Below are 421 nucleotides of genomic sequence, written 5' to 3' on the forward strand. Positions count from 1 at the left end.
GCGATACATATCGCTAAAGTGTTTATATGATGGGGGTTTAGCGAAGTCTGGTCAAACGCGGTGGACTGTAAATCCATTCCTTCGGGTTCATAGGTTCGAATCCTATAGCCCCCATTTATTATTGGGATATGGCCAAGTGGTAAGGCATCGGTTTTTGGTACCGTGTATCGCTGGTTCGAATCCAGCTATCCCAGCTAACGAAGTCGATGAGCATTTGCTTGTCGGCTTTTTTGTTATATTTTTTCAGTTTACAGCCTAATTAATGCGGTTAATTTCATGTTTGTCCTTTTTTTCGCACTATTTTTCCTGTACAATGGTAAGCGTTCTATCTTCAAGGAGGTCACATGAAACTTAAGTGGACTGTCATCACCCTAATCGCCCTCGCTGCAACTGCAGCCGGGATCTACTGGGGTGTTGATGC

The 421-nt window shown here is 43.9% G+C and carries 2 tRNA genes; both read left to right on the forward strand.

Annotated elements, in window-relative coordinates:
* Positions 1-31 precede the first annotated feature (31 nt).
* Positions 32-114 (forward strand) — tRNA-Tyr (locus tag C1I98_RS46745).
* Positions 115-122: 8 nt separating this feature from the next.
* A tRNA-Gln gene (locus C1I98_RS46750) sits at positions 123-194 on the forward strand.
* The last annotated feature ends 227 nt before the right edge of the window (positions 195-421 follow it).

Source organism: Spongiactinospora gelatinilytica (assembly GCF_003236385.1).
In the GTDB taxonomy this organism is placed as follows: Bacteria; Actinomycetota; Actinomycetes; order Streptosporangiales; family Streptosporangiaceae; genus Spongiactinospora; species Spongiactinospora gelatinilytica.